The sequence below is a fragment of the Microbacterium sp. WCS2018Hpa-9 genome (genome assembly GCF_031843745.1).
Taxonomy (GTDB): Bacteria; Actinomycetota; Actinomycetes; order Actinomycetales; family Microbacteriaceae; genus Microbacterium.
In genome coordinates, this window is record NZ_JAVTIY010000013.1 from 37954 (window position 1) to 59682 (window position 21729).

General features: G+C 68.8%; 21 protein-coding genes. 13 read left to right on the forward strand and 8 right to left on the reverse strand.

Features of this window, described 5'->3' with window-relative positions; all coding sequences use genetic code 11:
* Window positions 1–4: 4 nt before the first annotated feature.
* Genes RQG82_RS19535 through RQG82_RS19550 form a run of 4 tightly spaced genes read right to left on the reverse strand, consistent with a single transcriptional unit; the run spans window position 5 to window position 4010 of the window.
* Window positions 5–514, reverse strand: coding sequence for a phosphoribosyltransferase (locus RQG82_RS19535; RefSeq protein WP_311260444.1), 510 nt, complete (start codon window positions 512–514; stop codon window positions 5–7).
* A gap of 48 nt (window positions 515–562) precedes the next feature.
* Window positions 563–1408: a transglutaminase family protein gene (locus tag RQG82_RS19540; RefSeq protein WP_311260445.1), complete on the reverse strand. Its 846-nt coding sequence runs from the start codon at window positions 1406–1408 to the stop codon at window positions 563–565.
* Window positions 1405–2331: an alpha-E domain-containing protein gene (locus RQG82_RS19545; RefSeq protein WP_311260446.1), complete on the reverse strand. Its 927-nt coding sequence runs from the start codon at window positions 2329–2331 to the stop codon at window positions 1405–1407. Before RQG82_RS19545 ends, RQG82_RS19540 begins: the two co-directional genes overlap by 4 nt.
* A complete protein-coding gene (locus RQG82_RS19550) occupies window positions 2325–4010 on the reverse strand; it encodes a circularly permuted type 2 ATP-grasp protein (RefSeq protein WP_311260447.1) in 1686 nt (561 codons plus the stop codon). The genes RQG82_RS19545 and RQG82_RS19550 overlap by 7 nt, the downstream gene beginning before the upstream one ends.
* Before the next feature lie 204 nt (window positions 4011–4214).
* Here RQG82_RS19550 and RQG82_RS19555 point away from each other — a divergent pair, with 204 nt between their 5' ends.
* Together RQG82_RS19555 and RQG82_RS19560 are read left to right on the forward strand one after the other, a co-directional pair.
* Window positions 4215–5969, forward strand: coding sequence for a thiamine pyrophosphate-binding protein (locus tag RQG82_RS19555; RefSeq protein ID WP_311260448.1), 1755 nt, complete (start codon window positions 4215–4217; stop codon window positions 5967–5969).
* A gap of 200 nt (window positions 5970–6169) precedes the next feature.
* Window positions 6170–6604: an NUDIX domain-containing protein gene (locus RQG82_RS19560; RefSeq protein WP_311260449.1), complete on the forward strand. Its 435-nt coding sequence runs from the start codon at window positions 6170–6172 to the stop codon at window positions 6602–6604.
* Between the two features lie 22 nt (window positions 6605–6626).
* Here the strand turns inward: RQG82_RS19560 and RQG82_RS19565 are convergent, their stop codons facing one another.
* A complete protein-coding gene (locus tag RQG82_RS19565; protein ID WP_311260450.1) occupies window positions 6627–7007 on the reverse strand; it encodes a VOC family protein in 381 nt (126 codons plus the stop codon).
* Between the two features lie 88 nt (window positions 7008–7095).
* The gene (locus RQG82_RS19570; protein WP_311260451.1) at window positions 7096–8967 is read right to left on the reverse strand and encodes an FAD-dependent monooxygenase; all 1872 of its coding nucleotides are present in this window, start codon (window positions 8965–8967) and stop codon (window positions 7096–7098) included.
* Window positions 8968–9099: 132 nt separating this feature from the next.
* Between RQG82_RS19570 and RQG82_RS19575 the strand changes: the two genes are divergently transcribed.
* Window positions 9100–9801: an IclR family transcriptional regulator gene (locus RQG82_RS19575; RefSeq protein ID WP_311260452.1), complete on the forward strand. Its 702-nt coding sequence runs from the start codon at window positions 9100–9102 to the stop codon at window positions 9799–9801.
* A 60-nt stretch (window positions 9802–9861) separates the two neighbouring features.
* On the opposite strand, the gene RQG82_RS19580 is transcribed toward RQG82_RS19575, so the two are convergent.
* Complete coding sequence (locus tag RQG82_RS19580; protein WP_311260453.1) at window positions 9862–11241, reverse strand: MFS transporter; 1380 nt, start codon at window positions 11239–11241, stop codon at window positions 9862–9864.
* A gap of 153 nt (window positions 11242–11394) precedes the next feature.
* Here RQG82_RS19580 and RQG82_RS19585 point away from each other — a divergent pair, with 153 nt between their 5' ends.
* The 8 genes from RQG82_RS19585 (at window position 11395) to RQG82_RS19620 (ending at window position 19867) form a co-directional block, all read left to right on the forward strand.
* On the forward strand, window positions 11395–12864 hold the full coding sequence (locus RQG82_RS19585; RefSeq protein WP_396653643.1) for a fumarylacetoacetate hydrolase family protein: 1470 nt from the start codon (window positions 11395–11397) through the stop codon (window positions 12862–12864).
* A complete protein-coding gene (locus RQG82_RS19590; protein ID WP_311260455.1) occupies window positions 12861–13547 on the forward strand; it encodes a GntR family transcriptional regulator in 687 nt (228 codons plus the stop codon). The genes RQG82_RS19585 and RQG82_RS19590 overlap by 4 nt, the downstream gene beginning before the upstream one ends.
* On the forward strand, window positions 13544–15040 hold the full coding sequence (hpaE, locus tag RQG82_RS19595) for a 5-carboxymethyl-2-hydroxymuconate semialdehyde dehydrogenase (RefSeq protein ID WP_311260456.1): 1497 nt from the start codon (window positions 13544–13546) through the stop codon (window positions 15038–15040). Before RQG82_RS19590 ends, hpaE begins: the two co-directional genes overlap by 4 nt.
* 13 nt (window positions 15041–15053) lie before the next feature.
* Window positions 15054–16217, forward strand: a complete 1164-nt coding sequence (gene hpaD, locus RQG82_RS19600; protein WP_311260457.1) for a 3,4-dihydroxyphenylacetate 2,3-dioxygenase — start codon at window positions 15054–15056, stop codon at window positions 16215–16217.
* 11 nt (window positions 16218–16228) lie between these two features.
* Complete coding sequence (locus tag RQG82_RS19605; protein WP_311260458.1) at window positions 16229–17014, forward strand: fumarylacetoacetate hydrolase family protein; 786 nt, start codon at window positions 16229–16231, stop codon at window positions 17012–17014.
* A complete protein-coding gene (locus tag RQG82_RS19610) occupies window positions 16999–17802 on the forward strand; it encodes an HpcH/HpaI aldolase/citrate lyase family protein (RefSeq protein WP_311260459.1) in 804 nt (267 codons plus the stop codon). Before RQG82_RS19605 ends, RQG82_RS19610 begins: the two co-directional genes overlap by 16 nt.
* 72 nt (window positions 17803–17874) lie before the next feature.
* Window positions 17875–19122, forward strand: a complete 1248-nt coding sequence (locus RQG82_RS19615; protein ID WP_311260460.1) for an MFS transporter — start codon at window positions 17875–17877, stop codon at window positions 19120–19122.
* A 22-nt stretch (window positions 19123–19144) separates the two neighbouring features.
* Window positions 19145–19867 (forward strand): DUF6882 domain-containing protein, encoded by a 723-nt coding sequence (locus tag RQG82_RS19620; protein ID WP_311260461.1) that lies wholly within the window; start codon window positions 19145–19147, stop codon window positions 19865–19867.
* A 20-nt stretch (window positions 19868–19887) separates the two neighbouring features.
* On the opposite strand, the gene RQG82_RS19625 is transcribed toward RQG82_RS19620, so the two are convergent.
* Complete coding sequence (locus tag RQG82_RS19625; protein WP_311260462.1) at window positions 19888–20364, reverse strand: DUF4188 domain-containing protein; 477 nt, start codon at window positions 20362–20364, stop codon at window positions 19888–19890.
* Window positions 20365–20430: 66 nt separating this feature from the next.
* Here RQG82_RS19625 and RQG82_RS19630 point away from each other — a divergent pair, with 66 nt between their 5' ends.
* Together RQG82_RS19630 and RQG82_RS19635 are read left to right on the forward strand one after the other, a co-directional pair.
* Window positions 20431–20991 carry a TetR/AcrR family transcriptional regulator gene (locus RQG82_RS19630; protein WP_311260463.1) on the forward strand — a complete coding sequence of 187 codons (561 nt, stop codon included), beginning with the start codon at window positions 20431–20433 and terminating at the stop codon, window positions 20989–20991.
* A 68-nt stretch (window positions 20992–21059) separates the two neighbouring features.
* A complete protein-coding gene (locus tag RQG82_RS19635) occupies window positions 21060–21620 on the forward strand; it encodes a hypothetical protein (RefSeq protein WP_311260464.1) in 561 nt (186 codons plus the stop codon).
* Window positions 21621–21729: the final 109 nt, after the last annotated feature.

Below are 21729 nucleotides of genomic sequence, written 5' to 3' on the forward strand. Positions count from 1 at the left end.
GACGTCAGGCCGACGGCGCGAGCCCGAGATCCTCTTCGCGCACCGTGCCCTGGAACGACCACGGGAAGTTGATCCACAGATCGGTGTCCTTCCACGCGTAGTCGGGCTGGATGATCGTAGACGGCTTCGTGTAGATCGTGACCGATCGCACCTCGGCGCCCTTGTCCTTCAGCAGCTGCACCGCCAGTGCGAGCGTGCGGCCCGAGTCGGCGACGTCGTCGACGAGCAGCACGCGACGACCGTCGAGGTAGGCCATGTCGAGTTCGGGCGGCAGCACCTCCGGGGCATCGAGCACCGTGCCGATGCCGGTATAGAACTCGACGTTGATCGCGCCGCAGTTCTTGGCGCCGAGACCATACGCGATGGCGCCGGCCGGCAGCAGACCACCGCGGGCGATGGCCACCACGACCTCGGGCACGAAGCCGCTCTCGAGGATGCTGCGCGCGAGATCTCGCGTCGCGGATCCGAAGCCGTCCCAGGTGAGCGTCTCGCGCTCGATCGATGCATCCGTCATCGTCTCATTCTTCCCCACTGCCTCGCGTCGTTCGGCCATGCCGGCGCCTCAGCCGAGGCGCGTGATCTCCACCGAGACGAACAGCTCGGACGCGCTGGGCCCGGCGTACACCCCGCGGAGCGGAGCGACGTCGGCGTAGTCGCGGCCGTGGCCGACGTAGACGTGGGATTCGCCGATGTCGACGAGGTTGGTGGGGTCGTATCCGCGCCACTCACCCGAGTACCACTCCACCCACGCATGCGACTCCCCCGTCACCGACTGCCCGATCGCGGCCGTCGGGTCGGGGTGCAGGTACCCCGACACATAGCGCGCGGGAATCCCCGCTGCGCGCAGCACGCCGAGCGCCACGTGAGCGATGTCCTGACAGACCCCTGATCGCGCCGGCCAGGCGTCGCGAGCCGTCGAGCTCACGCCCGTGACGCCGCTGCGGTACTCCATCGCCTCACCGACCGCGCGGCAGATGTCCAGCGCGGTCTCGTCGACGCCGCCGCCCTCCGCTTCGATGTGCAGGGCGAGATCGCGCATCTCCTCATCCGGAGCGGTGGCAGGAGTCTGCGCGACGCATTCGGCGAGCGCGAGCGACTGCCGAATCTGGGCTTCGAGCTCATCCCAGTCGATCCCGGCGGTCACCGTCGGCAGCGGCCTGACGTCGACCACGCTCGTCGCCGTGACCGAGAGCATCTGATGAGGGGTCAGCAGCTCGAACGTCGATACCCGCGTGTCCCAGTAGTCGGAGTACGAGTGCTGGGTGGCCGTCGGCGAGATGTCGAGCGTCGCCTGCAGCACGAACTGCCCCTCTCGGGAGTGCGGCAGCATGCGCGCCTCGTTGTACGACGCCGTGGCCGGCTGCTCGTAACGGAAGCCTGTGCGGTGCACGATCTTGAGGCGACTCACAGTGCCTCTCCGATCCACACCGGCATCGCGATCGACGGGAAGTACCGCTCCCTGATCGCGTCACTCGCCACCGACATCCCCACCTGGACCTCCTCCATGCTCTCCGACAGCCGGTGCACGGTGTCGCCGATCGGTCGGTACTCCAGCTCCGATCGCAGGCGACCGAGCACGCGATGAGCCCGGTCGGGCACCCCGAACGCGCCGGCCGGATCGATGCCGCGCAGACACTCCTCGGCCTGCAGGATGCTCGAGAGCACAGAACGAGGGAAGAGCCGGTCGATCAGCAGGAACTCCACCGCGGACGCGCCTGTCGGCACCGCTCGGTGGCTGCGCAGATGGGCTTCGTAGGCGCCGCAGCTGCGCAGCAGCGTCGTCCAGCTCGGCCCGCCGGCCTCGGTCAGCGACCGCGTCGCGAGCAGACGCGCGGTCATGTCGGCGCGCTCGATCGAGCGGCCGAGCACGAAGAAGTGCCACGCCTCATCACGGCTCGTCGAGGAGTCGACGACGCCGAAAGCCAGCGCCGAGCGGTCGCGCACCCAGCGGAAGAACGGATGCGTCTTGTCGGAGGCGATACGACGGGGCATCCGCGCATTCGACTCGTTGAGCGTCTCCCAGAGGTCGGTCGAGATGATCTCCCTGGCACGCCGAGCGTTCTCCCTCGCCGCCGCGATCGAGTGCGCGATCGACGCGGAGTTCTCCCGGTCGAGAGCGAGCAGCCGCACCACATCGTCACGGCTCAGCACCGAGTCGCCATCCGCCGTCGTCCCCATCACCGAGAGCAGCGCGCGGCACGCCGTGTCCTCCTCGACCCACGGGTCTTCGAGCAGCAGCTGCAGGTGCACGTCGAGGATGCGCGCGGTGCCGTCGGCCCGCTCGACGTAGCGGCCGATCCAGAACAGCGCCTCGGCGATGCGGCTCAGCATCCTGCCCCTCCCTGCTGTTGCTGCTGTTGTTGTTGCTGTTGCTGGTGGTGGCGCAGCTCGAGGTCCTCGTCCTGCGGCGACGAGAGGAACGGCGGGTGCGCATCCTCGCGCGCCGGCGCCACGATGGCGATCGCCCCGGTGGCGAGCGACACCTCGTCTGCCGCCGCATCCGCGTCGCCCTCCACGGTCGTCGTCGGCCCGGTGAACAGCGACGGATCAAGCACCCAGGTGTCCTTCGAGCCGCCGCCCTGACTGGAGTTCACAACGAGCTGCCCCTCGGGCAGCGCGACCCTGGTGAGACCGCCGGGAAGCACCCAGATGTCGTTCCCGTCGTTCACGGCGAAGGGACGCAGGTCGACATGCCGGGGGCGGAATCCGTCTTCCACGAGGGTCGGAATGGTCGACAGCTGCACGACCGGCTGGGCGATCCAGCCTCGGGGGTCGGCCCGCAGCGACCTGCGCAGATCGTCCAGCGTCTCGCGCGACGCATCGGGCCCGACGACCAGCCCCTTTCCGCCCGAGCCGTCGACCGGCTTCACCACCAGCTCGTCGAGCCTGTCGAGCACCTCCTCGAGCGCGCCCGGGTCCTCGAGCCGCCAGGTGTCGACGTTCGGGATCACCGGCTCCTCACCCAGGTAGTAGCGGATCAGGTCAGGGACATATGTGTAGACGAGCTTGTCGTCGGCCACGCCGTTGCCCACCGCGTTGGCGAGCGTGACGTTGCCGAGGCGAGCAGCGAGCATCAGCCCCGGGGCGCCCAGCACGGAATCGGGTCGGAAGTGCTGCGGGTCGAGGAACTCGTCGTCGACCCGACGGTAGATCACGTCCACACGCGTGGGGCCGGCGGTCGTGTGCATCCACACCCGCCCGCCCGAGCAGAACAGATCACGCCCCTCGACGAGCTCGATGCCCATCATGCGCGCGAGCAGCGTGTGCTCGTAGTATGCCGAGTTGTGCACGCCGGGGGTCAGCACCACGACCGTCGGATCATCGACGCCATCAGGCGCCGCGGCACGCAGCGCCTGCAGGAGGCGGCCCGGGTAGTCGACGACCGGGCGGACTCGGAGACTCGTGAACAGCTCGGGGAGCGTCTGCGCCATCACCCGGCGATTCGCGAGCACGTAGCTCACGCCGCTCGGCACGCGCACGTTGTCTTCGAGCACCCGCCAGGCTCCGAGCTCGTCACGGATGACGTCGATGCCGGCGACGTGGATGCGCACCCCGTTCGCTCCGACGATCCCGGCCGCCTGACGGTGGAAGTGAGCGGACGAGCTGATCAGCGACGCGGGGATCACGCCGTCCTGCACCGCGAGCTGCGGTCCGTAGACGTCGGCGAGGAACGCCTCGAGAGCCCGCACACGCTGCTTCACCCCCGACTCGACATAGCGCCAGTCATCGGCGGCGACCACCCGAGGAACCACATCGAGCGGGAATGGACGCTCCTCCCCGGCGAAATCGAACGTGACGCCCTGAGCGAGATACGAACTGGCGAGGGCGTCGGTGCGCGCCCTCAGCTCTGCGTCATCCATGGCCGCGAGCGCCGGATACATGTCCTGATAGGGCAGGCGCACGCCCTCACCGCCGGGCGCCGCGTCTGAGGGGAACATCTCGTCCCACGGTGCGGCGCCCGCTCGTTTCGGCGACCGGCGCGAGGTGTATCCGTCGAACAGTGACTCCATGACCGCATGTTTCCGCGTCACCGTTTCGGCGGTGTTACACGCGCAAGTCGGCGCCGCGTCGGCGTGGGCGCGATAGGATCGACCCGTCCGGCGCTCTCTGCCGCCGGTGCCTGAAAAAGAGGCACGAAGCTCCCCACGATGACGCGGGGGCGAGACACATACGGAATACGAATGTTCTCCGTCCCTGTCTCGAAAGGCTTTCGCATGCCCACCGTCTCCGCGCACGTCGCACTCACCCTCGCCCAGCACATCGACGCCGTCTTCGGCGTGATGGGCAACGGCAACGCCTACTTCCTCGACGCGATCGAGACCCAGACGGATGCGGTCTTCACCGCCGTCCGTCACGAGCAGGGCGCCGTGGTCGCCGCCGATGCGCACTTCCGCGCTTCCGGGCGGATCGCCGCCGGCACCTCGACCTACGGCGCGGGCTTCACCAACACGCTCACCGCCCTCGCCGAGGCCGTGCAGGCGCACGTGCCGCTCGTGCTCGTGGTCGGTGACGAGCCCACGTCCGGTCCGCGCCCGTGGGACGTCGACCAGATCGCCCTGGCCTCCGCTGTCGGCGCCCGCACCTATACCGTCGGGCGCGCGGATGCCGCAGCGACCACCGTCATCGCGATCGAGCATGCCCTGACCTACCGCGTGCCGGTCGTGCTGGCCATCCCCTACGACGTGGCCGCGCTCGAGGCGGGCGCTGTGCCCGAGGCGCCGGCCCCCCGACTCCCCGCGCCGCTCGCCCCTCGCGGGGAGTTCGCCGAAGGCACGCTGGGTGAGATCGCCGCGGCCCTGGCTGGAGCATCCCGCCCGTTCCTGCTCGCCGGTCGTGGCGCCTGGCTGGCCGGCGCGGGTGACGCGCTGGGCGAGCTCGCCAGCCTGACCGGTGCCCTCACCGCATCGTCCGCACTCGGTCGCGGCGTGTTCCCCGAGTCGCAGTACGACCTCGGCGTCACGGGTGGGTTCGGCGCAGACGGCGCGATGGAGCTCGTGCGCACGGCAGACGTCGCCGTCGTCTTCGGCGCATCCCTCAACCAGTTCACGATGCGCTTCGGGGAGCTCTTCGCTCCGGGCACCCGCGTCTTCCAGATCGACATCGCCCCGGCTGCCACGCATCCCCACGTCGGCGGCTTCGTCCGTGCGGACGCCCGCCTCGCAGCCGAGGAGCTCGTCACGCGCGTCGGCTCGCTCGGCTCCCCTCTCGCCCCCGCGGCCGAGCACAACTTCGGAGCAGCACCCCGCCCCGCCGAGACGACGGCGGTCGCGCACGGCGCGTCGACCCCGGCATCCGAAGCTGTGCCCGTGCAGCCGTGGCGCGAGTCCGTCGACGTCGCCGCGGCACGCACGTACGACGAGGGCGACGACCTCGCCGCAGACGGGCGCCTCGACCCCCGGTCGGCCGCACGCCGCATCGCGGAGCTGCTGCCCAGCGACCGTGTCGTCGTCTCCGACGGCGGACACTTCATCGGCTGGGCGAACATGTACTGGCCGGTCGAGGCCCCCGACCGCATGATGATGGTCGGCACCGCTTTCCAGTCGATCGGACAGGGCTGGCCGAGTGTCGTCGGCGCGGCTCTCGCCCGCCGCGAGTCGACCGTCGTGCTGACCTCGGGCGACGGCGGCGGCCTGATGGCGATCGCCGACCTCGAGTCAGCCGTCCGTGCCGCCCAGGGCCGCGGCATCGCGGTGATCTGGAACGACGCGGCCTACGGCGCCGAGGTCAACCTGTACGGCCTCAAGGGACTCGCGGAGGGGCCGATGATGATTCCCGAGGTCGACTTCGCGGCGTTCGGCGCTGCGGTCGGCGCCGAGGGCGTCGTCGTCAGGTCCCTCGGCGATCTCGATCGGCTCGGCGCGTGGGCGCAGGAGGATGCCGCGACGCGGCGCTTCCTGCTGCTCGACCTCCGGATCTCGGGCGGGGTCATCGCGCCGTACCAGCAGGAGATCATCCGAGTGAACTCGTGACCCCGCCGCCTCCACCGGGGCCTACCTGCGCACCCTCGGCCACTCCGAGACGACCGTGCGAATCCACCAGGGTGCCCATGTGCGGCGACCGAGCCTGCTCACCGTGACGATCCCTCCCCGCGGCGGGATCGTCGGGTCCGGAGGCGCGACGCAGATCATCTGAGCGCCCGCAGACATCGGCCGTGCGTTAGCCTTCCGGGATGCCCGCCATCCGCAACATCGCCGTCGGTCTTCCCCTCAAGGACGGTCACGTGCTCGCGCTCGAAGGTCACGACGATTCACGCGAACTCGACTTCCTCCGTGCGATCGGCGGGGGCATCGAGTTCGGCGAAACGGCCAGCGACGCGCTGCGCCGCGAGTTCATCGAAGAACTCGGGGTCACACTCGAGGATGCCGAGCCCCTCGGCGTCTTCGAGAACATCTTCACCTACGAGGGTGCGCCCTGCCACGAGTACGCGCACGTCTTCGCGGTGGCTTCCGCAGCGCTCGATGCTGTGCCGCTCGACGCCGAACTCCGCATCCTCGACGAGGGCAGCCCGGTGCGCTGGGTGCCCATCGATGACATCCGCTCCGGCGCGCGCGTGCTGTTCCCCGCCGGCGCACCCGAGGTGCTGTTCGCACTCACCCAGCGCTGAGCGCCACGGGCGCGCCGAGAGCTCAGGCCTGAGCGCTGTAATCAGGCAGTTCCTGCAGCGTCCATGTGTTTCCGTCGGGGTCGTCGAAAGTGACGAACCGACCCCACGCCTGCTCATCGACGCCCTGTGCTGCGACCCCGAGCCCTTGAAGATGGGCGAGCGCCTCGTCGGCATCCGGAACGACGACCTGGATCGTGTTCTGCTGCCCGGGCAACAGCCCCTCGCCCAGATTGGTGCCGAAGGCGATCGAGCAGGCCGACCCTGGTGGGGTCATCTGCACGAACCGCAGGCCTTCATACGGCACCTGGTCGTGGTCGGCATGGAAGCCGACCTTCTCGTAGAACTCCTTCGACCGGTCGACATCCGAGACCGGGACGAAGATCAGCTCGATCTTCCAGTCCATCACGCACTCCTCCTGTCGGGGCGGCATCGCCCATCGGCCCTCAGAGTACGCGGGGCCTCCGACACCCGCCAGAGGTATCGCTGCGGACTCAGGATGCCGGCACCAGCGCTCCGTCGAAGAACGTGGCCAGCTCGTCCGTCGCGTCGAGCGGCAGGATCGCGGCGACGTACTGATCCGGGCGCACCACGATCACGACACCCTCCCGCGACAGCTCGCGCGCCTCGAAGATGTCGGTCTCGGTCCACTTCGACGGCCCCGCCGCGTAGACCTTCTCCCAGTCGGTGAGCCCGAGCGGACCGGTCTTCGGCTGGAACAGAGTCGGAGCCGAGGTCACCTCGACCTCTTCATGCGGCTGCTGGTAGACCGCCTTCACATCGAACACCGCGTCGGTGTCGGCATCCGCGGGCGTGAACCGGTCGAAGACCGGCGCCGCCTCTGCCGCCCAGGCGTCGAGCGTCGCGGCATCCCGACCCCCGAACGCGTAGACGCGCCAGCGTCCGTCGGCCTTGGCGTGGTGGCCGAGGTGCACGACGTTGCCGTCGCCCACCCGCACGACCTCGGCTGACTTGAAGCGCTTGCCGAGCGGGAACCCTGCGGCGAGCGCCTGGTGCGCGTCGGAACCAGTGATCATCGACGAGGTGTACTGGGTCATGAATCCGGAGGGGAACTCCGCCGTCGCGAGGTAGTAGGTCGCGAGGTCGCTGGGGTCGGTGATCTCCGAGGGCTTGCGCGCCATCAGGGTCGACCATTCGCGGTCGAAGTCGATCAGCTGCTGAGCGACCGGTCGACGCTCGGCGCCGTACGTCGCGAGCAGCGCCTCGGGGGCCCGCCCGGTGAGCACCGACCCGAGCTTCCATCCGAGGTTGAACCCGTCCTGCATCGACACGTTCATGCCCTGGCCCGCCTTGGCGCTGTGCGTGTGGCAGGCATCTCCCGTGAGGAACACGCGCGGCGTGCGGCCGGACCCGTCGATCACGTCGTCGAACCCGTCGGTGACCCGGTGCCCGACCTCGTAGACGCTGTGCCAGGCGACCTCCTTCACGTCGAGCGTGTAGGGGCTGAGGATCGCATTCGCCTTGGCGATGATCTCCTCGATCGGCGTCTGGCGCACGCGGTGGTCGTCGTCCTCGGCGACCTCGCCGAGGTCGATGTACATGCGGCTCAGGTACCCGCCCTCGCGAGGGATGTGCAGAATGTTGCCCGCCTCCGAGTTGATCGCGCACTTGGTGCGCCAGTCGGGGAAGTCCGTGTTGACGAGCACGTCCATGACGCCCCAGGCGTGCGCGGCGCTGCCGCCGACATGCGTGCGTCCGATCGCCTGACGCACGCCGCTGCGCGCGCCGTCGCATCCGGCCACGTACTTCGCTCGGATCGTGCGCTCCTCTCCGGCCCGCTCGCCCGCGACGTAGCGGATGGCGACCTCGACCGGGTACTCGCCCTCGCCGTGCACGGTGAGTCCTGCGAACTCGATGCCGTAGTCGGGCGCGATGCGTCCGGGGCCGTTCGCCGCGGCCTCGGCGAAGTAGTCGAGCACGCGCGCCTGGTTGACGATCAGGTGCGGGAACTCGCAGATGTCGTAGGCGTAGTCGGCGGTCCGCGAGGTGCGCACGATCTCGTTCGGCCGCTCGGGGTTCGGTCCCCAGAAGTTCATCCAGCCGATGTTGTACGCCTCGGCGATGATGCGCTCGGCGAAGCCGAACGCCTGGAACGTCTCGACGCTCCGCGGCTGGATGCCGTCGGCCTGCCCGAGCACCAGACGACCCTCGCGCTTCTCGATGATGCGGGTGGACACCCCCGGGTACTGCGACATCTGCGCCGCGAGCAGCATGCCGGCGGGGCCGGAGCCGACGATCAGCACATCGATCTCGTCGGGGAGGTCTGCGGGCCGCTCGGTGCCGATGCCCGCGGCATCCTTCACACGCGGGTCTCCCGAGACATAGCCGTGGTGGTGGAACTGCATCGTCGTCGATTCCTTCCGGACGTCATTGTCGGGTATTGCCTTCGAATCAATCGTGTTCTATATTCGAACACAACGTTCTACTATTGAACACAGCTTAGGGACGCCTGTCCCGAAACGCAAGGGAGCGCACGCATGCCCGAAAGCCCTCCGGCATCGCAGACCCTCAGCCGCGGCATCCGGATCCTCGAAGTGCTCGCCGACGCGCGGATCCCGCTCACGATCGACGAGATCGCCGTGAGACTCGAGGTCCACCGCTCGGTCGCGTACCGCCTGCTGCGCACGCTGGAGGACCACCGGCTCGTCGGGAGAGACGCGTCAGGGGCCGTGACGCTGGGCCCGCGCATGGCGGCGCTGGCGGCCGGCGTCGCCCACGACCTGCAGGCCGAGGCGATCCCCGAGCTGACCGCGATCGCGAACGAACTCGGCATGACCTGCTTCCTCGGCGTGCTCGACGGAGACGACTGCATCACGCTCGCGAGCATCGAACCCCGTCATGCGATCGCGAGCGTCGCTCAGCGTCCGGGTGCCAGGCACTCGGTCACGGTCGGGGCACCGGGCAAGGCGATCCTCACGCAGCTGCCGATGTCGGAGTGGCCGGGCGATGCACGCGCGGCCCTGCACGCAGAGGTCGACGAGGCGCGCGTGCGCGGATACGCGACGAGCCACGACGAGGTCATCCCCACCGTGCAATCGGTCGCGGTACCGCTCGCGCTGCGCGGTCAGCGCCCCGCGGCGATCGCTGTCGTGCATGTCGCCACCGACCTCGACGACGCGGAGATCGCGGTGCGTCTGCGGCGTTCCGCGTCGGCGATCCGCGAAGCACTCGAAGGCTGAGCGCAGATACGCAGAACGCACGCCCGCGAGGCGGACGTGCGTTCTGCGTGCGGGCGTATCTCAGACCTTGGCGAGCCCGCGGATCGGGCTCACGGACTGCTCCTCCTCGTGATCCGGACCCAGCGGGATGCCGGAGCGATCACGCAGCAGCAGCGTGGCGACGAGGCCGAGCAGCGTCATGCCGGCGAGATACCAGGTGACGGCCTCCGTCGATCCGGTGGCCTGCACGATGGCCGTCGCGATGGTCGGTGCGAACGCGCCACCGGCGATCGCGCCGATCGCATAGGAGATCGAGACGCCCGAGAATCGGATGCTGGCCGGGAAGAGCTCGGTGTAGAGCGCCGCCTGAGGTCCGTACGTGAAGCCGAGACCGATCGTCAGGATCGCGAGGCCGGCGAAGAGCAGTCCGACGTCGCCGGTGTTGACGAGCGGGAACAGCGTGAACACGCCGACGAGCTGCATCACCCAGCCGATGATGTAGGTGGTGCGTCGGCCGATGCGGTCAGACAGCCACCCCGCGATGAGCGTCGTGATGAGCCAGGTGACGGCCGAGCCCGTGACCGCCCACAGCACGGGTCCGCGCTCGAGGCCGATGGGCCCCTCGGGGTTGGTGGCGTAGCCCTGGATGTAGCCACCGGTCGTCATGTATCCGACCGCGTTGTTGCCGGCGAAGACGAGTGCAGCGACGATCACGAGCAGCAGGTGCTTGCGGAACAGCTGCACGATCGGCATGCTCGCCTTCTCCTTGCGCTCGGCGAGCTCGATGAAGACGGGGCTCTCCTCGACCTTCCGGCGCACGTAGTAGCCGACCAGGATCAGGACGACGCTGAGCAGGAACGGAATTCGCCAGCCCCACTCGAGGAACTGATCTCCCGGTGCGATCGCCGTCATCAGCGCCATCACTCCCGACGCGAGCAGCAAGCCGAGCGGCACGCCGATCTGCGGCGATGCGCCGAAGATCCCGCGCTTCGCCTTGGGAGCATGCTCGACGGCCATCAGCACCGCACCTCCCCACTCGCCACCGGCCGAGATGCCCTGCAGGATGCGCAGCAGCACCAGGAGGATGGGCGCGGCGACGCCGATCGCGTCGTACGTCGGCAGCACACCGATGAGGGCGGTCGCGGCACCCATCAGAATCAGGGTCCACATGAGCACGGCCTTGCGTCCGTACTTGTCGCCGTAGTGGCCGGCGAGGAACGCCCCGAGCGGACGGAAGAGGAAGCTCACGCCGACGGTCGCGAACGCGACGATGGCGCTGTTCGCTCCGAGCGGCTCGAAGAACAGCTGCCCGAAGACCAGGCCGACGGCCGTGGCGTAGATGAAGAAGTCGTACCACTCGACGGTGGTGCCGACGACGGTGGCGAACACGACACGGCGCCGATCGGCCGGTGTCGCGATGGTTCCGGTGGGTGTGAACCCATCCTGTGACTGCCCGCTCATAGGGGTGTCTCCTTTGATTGTGACCGCATTGTCACGGCTCGCGCACGAGGTGTTCGAGTTGCTTGCCGAGGGGTGACTCGATGATATATGATTTCGAATACGACGCACAAGGCGTCGACGCAAAGCGCGAGGAGGCGCCCCGTGACGGCATCCATGACCCGCCCCGGCAAGATCATCGCGATCCACCTGAGCTACGCCTCGCGTGCCGATCAGCGCGGCCGTCGCCCCGCAGCCCCCTCCTACTTCTTCAAACCGGCCAGTTCGGTCGGCGCCACGGGCGGCACGGTCGAGCGTCCGGCCGGCACCGAGCTGCTGGCCTTCGAAGGCGAGATCGCCCTCGTGATCGGCACCGCGGCCCGTCGCGTCTCGCTCGATGACGCCTGGAGCCACGTCGGCTGGGTCACCGCCTCGAACGACCTCGGGCTCTACGACCTGCGCGCCAACGACAAGGGCTCGAACGTCCGCTCCAAGGGCGGCGACGGCTACACGCCTCTCGGCCCGGAGCTCATCGACGCCCGCACCGTCGACCCCGCCGCCCTGCGCGTGCGAGCCTGGGTCAACGGCGAGCTGCGTCAAGACGACACCACGGCCGGACTCATCTTCCCGCTGGCACAGCTCGTCGCGGATCTCTCTCAGCACTTCACGCTCGAACCCGGCGATGTCATCCTCACCGGCACCCCCGCAGGGTCGTCCGTGATCGTCCCGGGCGACGTGGTCGAGATCGAGGTCGATGCTCCGGAAGCCGAAGGCACGCCGTCTTCCGGTCGCCTCGTCACCACGGTCACGGAGGGCGACGTGCCTTTCGACCAGGAGATCGGATCGCTGCCGGCCGTCGACGACCTGCAGCGCACCGAGGCCTGGGGCTCGCGCGAAGCGGCCGGCCTGCCCGCCGAAGAGACAGCGCCCACCCTCTCGCCCGAGCTGCGCGCCAAGCTGCTCGAGGCGCCGACCGCAGGCCTCTCGGCTCAGCTGCGCAAGCGCGGCCACCACTCGTGCTTCATCGACGGCGTCTCCGTCAACATCCCGGGCAGCAAGATCGTCGGCACCGCCAAGACGCTGCGCTTCGTGCCCTTCCGCGAGGATCTGTTCAAGACCCACGGCGGCGGATACAACGCGCAGAAGCGCGCGTTCGACGCGGTCGACGAGGGCGAGATCATCGTGATCGAGGCCCGCGGCGATGCGACCACCGGCACCCTCGGCGACATCCTCGCGCTGCGCGCTCGTGCCCGCGGCGCGGCCGGCGTGGTCACCGACGGCGGTGTGCGCGACTTCGACGCGGTCGCCGAGATCGGGCTCCCCGTGTTCTCGCAGGGTGCGCACCCCTCGGTCCTCGGTCGCAAGCACGTGCCGTGGGACTCCGACATCACCATCTCGTGCGGTGGCGCGACCGTGCAGCCCGGCGACATCATCGTCGGCGACAGCGACGGTGTCGTCGTGATCCCGCCCGCTCTCGCCGAGCAGGTCGCCGACGACACTCTCGCGCAGGAGATCGAGGACGCCTGGATCGCCGAGCAGGTCGCAGCCGGACACCCCGTCGACGGACTCTTCCCGCTCAATGCGGAGTGGCGCGCCAAGTACGAGGCCGCGACGGGCGCAGGGTCCGACGAGGGGACCCGCTCATGACGACGGTCGCGAATTCGAGCAAATCGGAGCAGGCGTACGCCTGGATCCGCTCGCGCATCTCCGGCCACACGTTCGGCCCCGGCTATCGCCTCGTTCTGGGGTCGCTCGCGGAAGAGCTGGGCATGAGCGTGGTGCCGGTGCGCGAAGCCATTCGCCGCCTCGAAGCCGAGGGTCTCGTGACGTTCGAGCGCAACGTCGGCGCCCGCGTCACCCTCGTCGACGAGAGCGAGTACGCGCACACCATGCAGACGCTCGGCCTGGTCGAAGGCGCCGCCACCGCCCTCTCGGCACCGCTGCTCGACTCCGAGACGCTCGACGCCGCAGAGGCGGTCAACGAGCGGATGACGCAGATGCTCGAACACCTCGATGCGCATGCGTTCACCGAGCTCAACCGGCAGTTCCACTCGCTGCTCTTCGAACCCTGCCCGAACCCGCATCTGCTCGACCTCGTGCACCGCGGCTGGGCACGTCTGTCCGGCATCCGCGACTCGACGTTCGCCTATGTGCCGGGCCGCGCCCAGCACTCCGTCGAAGAGCACACGCAGATCCTCGAGCTCATCCGTGCGGGTGCCGACCCGCTCGAGATCGAGCTCGCCGCCCGCAACCACCGCCTGCGCACGAGGGATGCCTTCCTCGACGCCCTGCACGCCCGTTCTCACCACAACTCAGGAGACGAGTCATGACCGATTCCCGCATCCCCGCAGATCTGCCCGACCACATCCAGCACTACATCGACGGCGCCTTCGTCGACTCGGTCGACGGCGACACGTTCGATGTGCTCGACCCCGTGACGAACAAGACCTACACGTCGGCCGCCGCCGGCAAGAAGGCAGACATCGAACTCGCCGTCGCCGCAGCGAAGCGCGCGTTCGAGGAGGGCCCGTGGCCGCGGATGCTCCCCCGCGAGCGCTCGCGCGTGCTGCACAGGATCGCCGACCTCGTCGAGTCGCGCGACGCCCGTCTCGCAGAGCTCGAGTCGTACGACTCGGGGCTGCCGATCACCCAGGCGCTCGGACAGGCCCGCCGTGCCGCCGAGAACTTCCGCTTCTTCGCCGACCTGATCGTCGCGCAGTCCGATGACGCCTTCAAGGTGCCCGGCAAGCAGATGAACTACGTCAACCGCAAGCCGATCGGTGTCGCCGGGCTCATCACTCCGTGGAACACGCCGTTCATGCTCGAGTCGTGGAAGCTCGGCCCCGCGCTCGCGACGGGCAACACCGTCGTGCTCAAGCCCGCCGAGTTCACGCCGCTCTCCGCCTCGCTCTGGGCCGGGATCTTCGAAGAGGCAGGGCTCCCCCAGGGCGTCTTCAACCTGGTGAACGGTCTCGGCGAAGACGCCGGCGACGCCCTCGTGAAGCACCCAGACGTGCCGCTCATCTCGTTCACGGGTGAGAGCTCGACGGGGCAGCTGATCTTCGGCAACGCCGCCCCGTTCCTCAAGGGGCTCTCGATGGAGCTCGGCGGCAAGTCGCCTGCCGTCGTGTTCGCCGATGCCGACCTCGAGGCCGCGGTCGATGCGACGATCTTCGGCGTCTTCTCCCTCAACGGCGAGCGCTGCACCGCAGGATCCCGCATCCTGGTCGAGCGCTCGATCTATGAGGAGTTCGTCGAGAAGTATGCCGCTCAGGCGAAGCGCGTCAAGGTCGGCTACCCGCACGACCCCGCGACCGAGGTCGGAGCTCTCGTGCACCCCGAGCACTACGACAAGGTGATGAGCTACGTCGAGATCGGCAAGACCGAGGGGCGCCTCGTCGCCGGCGGCGGCCGCCCCGAGGGGTTCGATGAGGGCAACTTCGTCGCTCCGACGGTGTTCGCCGATGTCTCCCCCGATGCGCGCATCTTCCAGGAGGAGATCTTCGGGCCGGTCGTCGCGATCACGCCCTTCGACTCCGACGAGGAGGCGCTCGCGCTCGCGAACAACACGAAGTACGGGCTCGCCGCGTACATCTGGACCAACGACCTGAAGCGCGCCCACAACTTCGCGCAGTCCGTCGAGGCCGGCATGGTGTGGCTGAACAGCAACAACGTGCGCGACCTGCGCACCCCGTTCGGCGGCGTCAAGGCGTCAGGTCTCGGTCACGAGGGCGGCTACCGCTCGATCGACTTCTACACCGACCAGCAGAGCGTGCACATCACGCTCGGCGGCGCCCACAACCCGACCTTCGGCAAGAACTGAGCAAGGACCTGACATGACCGACAAGACTGCGAAGACGCTGACCTCATCGGGCTACTACGTGAGCCAGGAGGCTCCGATCCAGACCGACAATCCCGTCGCGACGCCCGAGAGCACGCCTCCTGACGTGCTCCGCTGCGCCTACATGGAACTGGTCGTGACCGACCTCGCCGCCTCGCGGGTGTTCTACGTCGACGTCCTGGGGCTGTACGTCACCGAAGAGGACGACGAGGCGATCTACCTCCGCTCGACCGAGGAGTTCATCCACCACAACCTCGTGCTGCGCAAGGGCCCGATCGCGGCGGTGGCCGCATTCTCGTACCGAGTCCGTGGTGCCTCCGACCTCGACCGGGCCGTGGAGTTCTACACCGAGCTCGGCTGCGATGTGCGCCGCAACCCCGACGGCTTCGTCAAGGGAGTCGGCGACTCGGTGCGCGTGGTCGACCCGCTCGGCTTCCCCATCGAGTTCTTCCACCAGTCCGACCACGTCGAGCGGATGTCGTGGCGCTATGACCTGCACATCCCCGGCGAGCTCGTGCGTCTCGACCACTTCAACCAGGTCACCCCCGACGTCCCCCGTGCGGTCAAGTTCATGCAGGACCTGGGCTTCCGCGTCACGGAGGACATCCAGGACGACGAGGGCACCGTCTATGCGGCCTGGATGCGCCGCAAGCCGACCGTGCACGACACGGCGATGACCGGTGGCGACGGACCGCGCATGCACCACGTGTGCTTCGCGACCCACGAGAAGCACAACATCCTCGCGATCTGCGACAAGCTCGGGGCCCTGCGCCGCTCCGACGCCATCGAGCGCGGCCCCGGCCGTCACGGCGTCTCGAATGCGTTCTACCTCTACCTGCGCGACCCCGACGGCCACCGCGTCGAGGTGTACACGCAGGACTACTACACCGGCGACCCCGACAACCCCGTGATCACCTGGGATGTCCACGACAACCAGCGTCGGGACTGGTGGGGCAACCCGGTCGTGCCCTCCTGGTACACCGAGGCCTCGCTCGTGCTCGACCTCGACGGCAACCCTCAGCCCGTCGTCGCTCGCACCGACAACTCCGAGATGGCAGTCACGATCGGCGCGGACGGGTTCTCATACACCCGCCCGGACGACGACAAGGACATGCCCGAGTACAAGCAGGGCGAGTACAAGCTCGGCCACCAGCTCTGAGGAGGACACGGATGCTGTCAGCAGACACCGTCGCGCAGATCGCCGCGGAACTGGCCGAGGCCGACCGGAACCACGCGGTGATCCCGCGCATCACGGCGCGCTACCCCGAGGCCACGGTCGAGGACTCGTATGCGATTCAGGGCGTGTGGCGCGACTCGCAGATCGCCGTGGGGCGTCGTCTCGTGGGTCGCAAGATCGGGCTGACGTCGAAGGCGATGCAGCAGGCCACGGGCATCACCGAGCCCGACTACGGCGTGATGTTCGATGACACCGTCTACGAGTCGGGCGCCGAGATCCCGGTCGACCACTTCTCGAACGTGCGCATCGAGGTCGAGCTCGCGTTTGTGCTCAAGCATCCGCTCGAGGGTCCGGACTGCACGCTCGATGACGCGCTCGCGGCGATCGACTACGCGGTTCCGGCGCTCGAGGTGCTGAACTCGCACATCGAGCTCGAGGGTCGGACGATCGTCGACACGATCAGCGACAATGCCGCCTACGGCGCGATGGTGCTCGGCACCGTACGCAAGCGTCCTGACGAGATCGACCTGCGCTGGGTGCCCGGTGTGCTGTCGCGCAACGGCGAGATCGAGGAGACCGGCGTCGCGGCCGGCGTGCTCGGCCACCCGGCAACGGGTGTCGCGTGGCTCGCGAACAAGTTCCACCAGCACGGCGCGCGACTCGAGGCCGGGGAGATCATCCTGGCAGGATCATTCACACGCCCGATGTGGGTGTCGCGCGGCGACGAGGTGCTGTGCGACTACGGACCGATGGGAACGATCGCATGCCGCTTCATCTGAGCCCCTCCTTCCGCGAGCAGCTCGCGGCCTCCGACCGATCGCTGATCGGGATGTGGGCGTGCTCGGGCAGCCCGCTCGTCACCGAGGTCGCCGCCGGATCCGGACTCGACTGGCTGCTCATCGACATGGAGCACTCGGCCAACACGCTCGAGTCCACGCTGCTGCAGCTGCAGGTCGCGGCCGCCTACCCCATCGTTCCGGTCGTGCGCGTCCCGTTCAACGATGCCGTCGCGATCAAGCAGGTCCTCGACCTCGGCGCACAGAACATCATCGTTCCCATGGTGTCGTCGGCCGACGAAGCGCGCGCCGCGGTCGCTGCGACGCGATACCCGCCGCAGGGTGTGCGCGGAGTCGGCAGCGCTCTCGCCCGCAGCGCCCGTTGGAACCGCGTCGACGGCTACCTGCAGGACTCGGCGCAGCACACCTCGCTGACCGTGCAGATCGAGACGGCGGCCGGGGTCGAGGCCGCCGCCGAGATCGCCGCAGTCGACGGCGTGGATGCGGTCTTCGTCGGCCCGTCCGACCTGTCGGCATCGATGGGGCTGCTCGGTCAGCAGACGCACCCTGATGTCGTGGCCGCGGTCGAGCGGGTCTTCGCTGCGGCCAAGGGGGCAGCCACGCCCGTGGGCGTGAACGCCTTCGACCCGGCCGCCGCCGATTCGTACATCGCCGCCGGGGCCGATTTCGTGGCCGTGGGCGCCGACGTGGCGATGCTCGCACGAGCATCCGAAGCTCTCGCAGCCCGCTTCATCACGGCATCCGACGACACCTCACGCGCCAGCTACTGACGCCTCCTGCCATCTCCCGCCGCCCCGCGGGGCGTGGCAGGATTGACGGATGCGCAGACGCGAGAAGCCGAGGTGATCCGCGCGCTCGCCGCCATGCAGGACCGAGGGTTCCGCTGGTTCTTCCTCGCCCGCGCGATCACCCTGGTCGCCGGCTCTATGTCGTCGATCGCGCTCGCCTTCGCCGTGCTCGAGATCGACAACGACGCGCGGTCGCTGTCGCTCGTGCTGGCCGCGTTCACGGTCAGCAACATCGTGTTCCTGCTGTTCGGCGGGGTGGTCGCCGATCGCCTCCCCCGTGCGCTCATCATCCAGTCCTGCTACGTCATCGACATCGTCACGGTCGGGGCGATGGCCGCGCTTCTGTTCACCGGCACCGCCACGGTTCCGCTTCTCGCGCTGCTGTCGGTGGTGAACGGCGCATCGACCGCCTTCGTGCTGCCGGCGATGCAGGGCATCATCCCGCAGTTGACCTCCGCAGAGCACCTCCAGCAGGCCAACGCGATGCTCTCGTTCGTGCGCTCGGCGACGACGATCGGCGGGCCCATCATCGCGGGCATCGTGGTCGCCACCGCCGGCCCCGCCTGGGCGATGGTCGTGCAGGCGATCGGATGGGTCATCGCGATCCCCGTTCTCGCGATGGTCCGGCTGCCTCCACCCGACCACGGTGGCGGAACAACGATGTTCCACGATCTCCGCGTCGGCTGGCAGGAGTTCTGGAGCCGCACATGGCTCTGGGTCATCGTGATCGCGTTCATGGTGATGAATGCGATCCACATCGGGGCGTGGGGTGTCGTCGGCCCGTACATCGCGAAGAACGACGAGCGCCTCGGCATCGCGGGCTGGGGGTGGGTCGTCAGCGCCGAAGGCGTCGGCATCCTGTTGATGACCGTGATCCTGATGTGGCTGCCCCTGAAGCGACCGCTGCGCTACGGCATGATCGGCATGGCCGCGTTCGCCATCCCGCTGACGGTTCTCGGCGTGCACCCGGCAGTGGTCCTCCTGGCGATCGCCGCGTTCATCGCCGGCGCAGGCGTCGAGCTGTTCAGCACCGGCTGGAATCTCGCGATGATGGAGAACATCCCCGGAGACAAGCTCTCGCGCGTCTCGAGCTACGACATGCTCGGCAGCTACGTCGTGATGCCGATCGGCACCCTCGTGTACGGCTGGCTGATCACCCACAGCGATGTCGAGACTGTGCTCGTCACCTCGGGGATCATCTACGCGTCACTCGCCGTCGCGACGCTGATCGTTCCGAGCGTCTGGCGCATGGGGCGTCCGGCAGGTGCCCTCTCTGCACACGAGAAGTTGGCGGATTCATAGCAATCCGGGCGAGACTGTGGGCATGACCTTCGCCGCGCTCCAGCCGCTCGCAGACCGTGCTGCACTGTTCTCCGCCCTCCGTCAGGATTCCCTGGCCACCGCCCTCGAAGACCTCGGCGACAACCGCTGGGATGCCGACATGGCGGCGGGAACGCTGACGTTCACGTCGAACGCCGACACCACCCGCCAGCTCGTCTCCCGCGCCCACCTCGTCGCGACGATCGCGCCGGGTCCGCGCTCGCTGCTCTGGGCGTGGGCGCATCCGCAGGGCGACCCGGCCGGTATCGCAGCCCAGCTGCGCGAGTACGGAACCGAGCACGGCATCGTCGAGCTGAGCGAGACCGAGCTCCCGTTCCCCGAGGATGCCGCGGGCGACGCCGATTGGATCGCCGCCGCCGCTCACACCGTCGGCGCCGTGGCCGTCGAGCTCACCGGCCGCGCGCCGTACTACCTCGCTCCCGTCGGCGGCGGCACCTACGCGGTGTTCCTGCTCGATGCTCCGCTCCCGCCGCTCACGGTCGCCTCCGCCGCGATCGTCCTCCCCCGCATCCTCTCGACCGTGACTCTGCCCGACGCCCGCACGGCCGTGTGGGATGCCGCTCGCCTTGCCGGCTGGAACCTCACGTGGACCGACGAGTCCTTCTCGGGTGCCACGGTCGCCGATGCATCAGGCACCGCGACGTTCCGCTTCGACGAGCAGGCACGCATCACGAACATCGAGAGCAGCCTGCACCCGCAGGCCTGACTTCTCCAGAGAACAGCGCGTCAGCGACCCAGTCGCTGGCGCGCCGTCTTCGTTCCGGAGCCGACCGGCGCATGCGCGGTGGCGGCCGCGAGCCCGAACGCCGGCATGTCGACGTACACGGCCTCGAGGTCGGCGACGGGCACCTGGTAGGTCTCGTGCCAGACCCCCACACTTCCCGTGCCCTGCAGCGACCGCATGAAGTCGCGCCAGGGCTGCAGATGCGGAGCATCGCGGTCGGCGGCGAATCGCTGCAGGTGCTCCGGGCTCTCCCAATACGACAGCAGGATCGTCGTGCGCCCGAACCAGCTGTGGGCGCCGAGCATCCCTGCATCGGGATGGGTCGCGAGGTGCTGCAGCATCGGCGGCATCTTGCTGGCGGTCCACCACACCTTGCCGAGCTGCCACCACCGGTTGGCGCGCATCCCGATCAGGAAGACCGTGACGTCCGATCGGTCGGGGGCTGCGGTGAATCGACCGGGGAAGACCTGCTGAGCCATGAGCCACTCCTTGGAACGTTGTTACGTAACTGCGTTATGCAACAACGTTACGATAGGATCGATCGCATGGCAAGACCTCCTCTGTACGACGACGCGCTGCGCGATCGCCTGCTCGCCGCGACAGCCGAGATGGTCGACGACAAGGGGCCGGAGCGAATCAGCCTCCGCGACATCGCGCAGAACGCCGGCACCTCGACCTCGGCCGTCTACGCCCTGTTCGGCGGGAAGACCGAGCTGCTCGTCGCCGTCATCGAGCACGGCTTCGCCTCGTTCGGCGCGGCGCAGGCCGCGGCCGAATCCGAGGGACTGCGCGCGCTCGGACTCGCCTATCGGTCATGGGCGATGGCCAACCCCGCGCTCTACCGCCTGATGTTCGGCGGGGGCGTGGCGACTGAGGACTGCCGACCCGACGAAGCGACCATGAGCACGGCGATGGCTCCGCTGATGCGCGCACTCGCGGCACGTGTCGACGAGTCAGGCGTGACGGCCGCCGCGCTCACCGTCTGGGCACAGGTGCACGGCGCCGTGAGCCTCGAGCTCGCCGGCGTCACTCCCCCACTCGTTCCGTGGGACTCGGTCTACGGCGCGGTGGTGGATGCGGTCGAGCGCGCCTTCCCCGCTCGCTGACCTCCGGCCTGCACGCCTGCTCGGCGCCACCGCCACCATGGCCTCCTGGAATGTGGAATTCTGGTCGCATGAAGAACGGAATCGTCCGGTTCGCCGCGCTCTACGTGTTCAATGTCGCCGTGCTGCTGCTCATCGGCCTGCTGTCCGCCGGTGTCTCGGTCGGATTCAACGCACTCTGGGCCGCGGTCGTCCTGACCCTGGCGGCGCTCTTCGTGAAGCCGCTGCTCACCGGCGCGTTCCGCAAGGCCGCGGCCAAGTCTGCCGCCGACCGCACGAAGACCGGCGAGAAGGTCGTGCAGTACGTCCTCGTCTACCTGGTCGAGCTCATCATCTGGGTGGCTGTCGTGTGGCTGAGCGGCGTCCGCGCCTCCGGTTTCTGGAGCTACGCACTTCCTCCGCTGTTCCTGCTGTTCGGCTGGATGATCTACGACCAGGTCGACGACAGGCTCCGCGCGAAGGCGGGCGAGCTGTACGACGCCGTGCAGGGCAGAGTGACCGGATCGCGTGCGAAGGCCACGCCCGCATCGTCGGCCCCGCCGACTGAGACCGCCAGCACGGCCGATGCCCGAGCCGAGCTCAACGATGGCCTCACCCCCGAGCAGCGTCGGATGCTCGACGAACTGGGTTGACGGCCGGGCGGGCGGAGCCTCGGCATCCGCGTCGCCTCACAGACATGCAGAGAGGTCGCAGGGATCCGTGGATTCCCTGCGACCTCTCTGATCGTCTGCGGCTGCGGGA